At 69.3% G+C, this 4,349-nt stretch carries 2 protein-coding genes; both read right to left on the bottom strand.

The window, feature by feature from the left end:
- Positions 1–111: 111 nt before the first annotated feature.
- Positions 112–696: an RNA polymerase sigma factor SigM gene (gene sigM, locus ACRDU5_RS10690; RefSeq protein ID WP_526614472.1), complete on the bottom strand. Its 585-nt coding sequence runs from the start codon at positions 694–696 to the stop codon at positions 112–114.
- 97 nt (positions 697–793) lie between these two features.
- A partial coding sequence (murJ, locus tag ACRDU5_RS10685) for a murein biosynthesis integral membrane protein MurJ (protein WP_526614471.1) occupies positions 794–4,349 on the bottom strand: 3,556 nt, incomplete at its 5' end.

Raw genomic sequence — 4,349 nt, 5'->3', positions numbered from 1 at the left:
CTGCTCCTCGCCGCCGCTGTCCATTTCCGCCCCCGCTGGTTGGGTGTGATGGTGTCCGTCGACGCAGTCTTCGCCGCGGGGTTGGACGCCGGCGACGCGCCTTCGGTTCCATCAGTGTGCCCCGCAGGCGCCCGCGTCGAAATGACCGAGGGCCGCGGCCAGCTTCGCGCGGGCCCGCGAGCAGCGGCTCTTCACCGTTCCTTCGGCAACACCCAACATTCGGGCGGCTTCGGCCACCGAGTAGCCCTGCATGTCCACCGCGACCACCGCAGCGCGCTGTTCGACCGGTAGCCGCATCAACGCGCGTTCCACCACGACCGCGGTGTCCACCCGCGGCGTGTGGTCGCTGACCGGGCAGCTGTCGTCGTTCAGGACGGTGGTCGGATGGGTCTTGTGGCGGCGCAGGCGGTCAAGACAGGCGTTCACCACGATGCGGTACAGCCAGCTGCTCACCGCCGCGTCGTGGCGGAAACGTGCCGCCCCGCGGTGCGCGGACAGCATCGCATCCTGCAGTGCGTCCGCGGCATCGTCGGGGTTGCGGCTGGTGATCAGCGCGAGCCGGTACAGCTGCCGCTGATGGCGGTAGAACAGCTCCTCGAACGCGTACCGGTCGCCGGCGACGTGCGCGGCCAGCAGCTCCGCATCCGAGCGGTGGCATGCCCCCAACGGCTCAGAGGTCCCCCCGAAGCTCCCCACACGCGAACACTAATCACCCTCAGACACCCCCTCTGACACTTCTTGGCCGGGGCACCCGTGACGCGGCTTTACCCCGCGAGCGCCTTGGGGATAACCGTCAGGACGCGGCGTTGAGCGTGATTTCGGAGATGTCGGTGCGGCTCTCGCCGTTGACGGTGCCCAGCGTGGAGATCCAGACCAGCAGATTGCTGGTCGGCGTCGCGTTGTCCACGGTGATGGTGTTGGAGCCTTGTTTCAACGAGGTAGGCCCGGTGAGCTCGGTGGTGTCCTCAAGCGACGCGGGAGCCGGCGCCTCCGCCGACCGGATCTCCACCGCGGTGCCGGTGCTGGTGACGTCGATGGTCACCGACCCGATCGTGGTGGGCTGCGACAGCTGGAGCATCAGGCCGACGCCGTTCTTGAAGCCGGGGAACGGCGTGGCGTCGGTATAGGTGTCGGTGGGCCACATGGTGGCGGGGTTGCCGTCGATCGCGAGCCCGGCGAGGTCAGGCGCGTCGGCGCCGCCTTCGGGTGAAAACACCGTTGCCCGAACGGGTTTGATTGTCGTTCCGTCTCCGCCCTCGACCGACGTGGTGGGCGCGTTGAGGCCCAGCTCGTCTTTGTCGAATCCGCCGACGTCGCCGAAGATGCGGCTCAACACCGACGCCAGCACGATCAGCGCGACGATGATGATCGCCCCGCCGACGCTGAGGCCGACGATCAGAGCCTTGCGGCGACGAGCCGCCGCCTCGGGATCGACGGAGGGCTCGCGACGCGGCCGGGTCGGGCGCGGCGGCACCACTCCGGGCGCGCCCGGCTCCTCGACGGGTGAGATCAATTCGGTGCGGTCGGCGATGGCGGTCGCCTGTTGCAGCAGATTCAGCAGCGTCGGAGCGCTGCGGATGCCGCCGCCCACCTGCACCGAGCGCGCGGCCGCCGCCGAGATCTGGAACGGGATGTCGCGGTCGATGGCCCGGGGCTCGACGGGCTCGCCCGCGGCGTCGAACTCGCCCGGCTCGAGGCCGCTGCGAACACCGGACTCCGGCAGCGGCCACCGGTTGATCAGCAATGCGTACAGCGCGGCGCCGATGCCGCGGATGTCGTCTTCGGGGGTGGCGGCCGGCATGGTGGCGGGGAAGGCGAGCACCACGTCGCCCTCGACGCTGACTCGAACCCGGCTGGGGTGGTCAATCGACAGCGAGACACCCGCGCGGTGAGCGGCTTCCGCGGCGGCAGCCAGCGACTGGATCGCGCGCGCTCCGCCGATCGACGACGGCGAGGTCTCGGCCACTTCTTGCAGGGAGCCGCCGCGAATCCACTCACTGACGACCAGCCCGCCGGATCCGGTGTTGGCGACATCGAGGATCCGGGCCACGCCGGGTGTGTCGACCCGGCTCAGCCGCAGAGTGCGGCTAAGAATCTCCTCCACCTCCTCGTCGGCCAGCATCGCGTCCGGGTCGACAAACGTCAGGGCCACCTGGCGATCCAGGGCGGTGTCCAGCGCCTGCCAGAACTGTAGATTCGGCGGGCCGCCGTGGAAGACCAACAGCCGGTAGCGGCCGCCCGCGATGGTGGCACCGGGGATGAGGTGCACGTCCTCGTCGGACGTCGCCGTCTCGATCGGTGGTTCACGGGGGATGTCGAAGGCGAGCGGTTCGCGGGTGGGATCGCCGCCGTAGTCGGCAGGTGGCCGGCCCGAGATGGGCGGCGGCACGGTGGTGACGGGCATCGTGCCCGAATCAGCCTGCTCTTCGCCGCCACCGGGAGCGTCCCCCGGCCCGCCGGGAACGTCCGGCTGGAAGTCGTCCGCGGCGGGCCGCGGCATCTTGGTGGTCGCGCCGTTGTCGGGTCCGGGTGCGGTGCTGCCCGCGGAGTCGTCGGTCACCGCTGGTCCTTTCCGCATGCCGGCTCCGGCAACCGGTGCCGGAGGCCCGCGCCAAGTCGCCGCCGGGCCGTGACGACGCCGCGACGCGGGCGAATTCCTCTGTTCAGCGTACGTGAGAGGCCCGCCTGGCCGTGGTCGGACGGACGGCGCAGTTGGCCCCGCGGCTACCGTCTGGCGCTTGCCGATGCGGCGCCGGACGGCGGCCAGCGCGGCCTCCGCCTCGGGTACCCGCGCGGCCACCATGATCGCGCCGATGATCGGAAGCATGATCAGCCCCAGCACCGCCAGCCGCAGTATCGAGCCGGCGCCACCGGCGTGCACGGTCAGCGACTCGAGGCCCAGCAACTGGTCGACGACATGGGCGAGCAGCGCGGCAATCAGTGACGCGGCGATCGTCACCAGAATGGTGCGCACCACGTCGAGGCTGACCAGGCGCCCGCGCGGCGGATTCAGGTTGGCGCGTAACAGGATGTAGCCGACGATGGCTCCGGCGAGGAAGCCGAGGCCGTTGGCCAGGCCGAGATAGCCGGCGACCATCTCGCGGTCATCGGTGAGGTGGGGGGCCGCCAGCGAGGCGGCGACCTTGACCGCGGTGATGACGACGATCACCACGATCGGCGTCCACGGCTGCTCGCGGGCGTAGAAAACCCGCAGCTGCAGCAGCACCAGCGCATACGGAATCAGCGTGAACGCCGAAAGCGTGATCGCCATGCCCAGGTACCCCGCGTCGACTTCGCCGAAGTTCCCGTAGGCGAAGAGAGCGCTACCGATGGCCGGACCACCGACGGTCATGAAGGCCACGGTCGGTATCAGCGTCACCATGGTCAGCCTGGTGGCCAATGACAGGTCGGCCAGCACCGCGGGGATGTCGTCGGCGGCCGCGTTGCGGCTCAGTCGTGGCATCACCACCGTCAGCACGGTCACGCCGATCATGCCGAACGGCAACATCAGCACCAGCCACGTGTAGTTGTAGATCGCCGGGCCGGAAGCCGCTGCGGCACTTGCAATTTGATTTCCGACGATCAAGCCGATCTGGCTGATCAACACGTACAGCACCATGGCCGCAGCCATCCCGCCGAACCGCTTGAGCCGGTCGTCGATGCCCCACAGCGGACGGAGGCTGATCCGTTCCTTCCGGATGGCGACGAGCAGTACCGCGGTCTGTGCGAATACTCCCAGCGTCGTCCCGATCCCCAGCACCAGGAGTTTGGCATTGCCCATCTCCACCGGATCCACCGAAAGTTCGCCGGGCACAATCAGGTACAGGCCGAGGGTGGCGATGGCGACCACGTTGTTGACCACCGGCGCCCAGGCGGGCGGCCCGAAGACGTTGCGGGTGTTCAGGATTGCCATGAAAACCGACGACAATCCGTAGAAAAGCACCTGGGGCAGCAGCAGGTAGGCGAACGCGGTGGTGAGTGGCCGGTTGACCTGGGGGTCGCTGCCCAACATGAGTCGGACCAACAACGGTGCGGCCGTCACCGACAGCACGGTCGCCACCAAGAGCAGCGTGGTGGCCAGCGTGACCAGACGGCGGACGAAGGCGGTGCCGCCGTCGGGGTCGTCGCGTTCGGCGCGGGCCAGCACCGGCACGAAGATCGCGGTGAAGGTCGCTTCCAGCACCAGCGCGGCGACCAGGTTGGGCAGCTGATTGGCCACCGAGAAGGCACTGGTCAGCGCCGCACCCAGGATCGCCGCCAGCAGCACGATGCGGGCGAAGCCGGTGATCCGGCTGACCAGGGTCGCGAACGCCATGCCCCAGGACTGCGAAACCACCGCGGCATCGGAC

Source organism: Mycobacterium sp. (assembly GCF_050701515.1).
Lineage (GTDB): Bacteria > Actinomycetota > Actinomycetes > Mycobacteriales > Mycobacteriaceae > Mycobacterium.
This window is presented reverse-complemented; position numbering and strand designations above follow the sequence as displayed.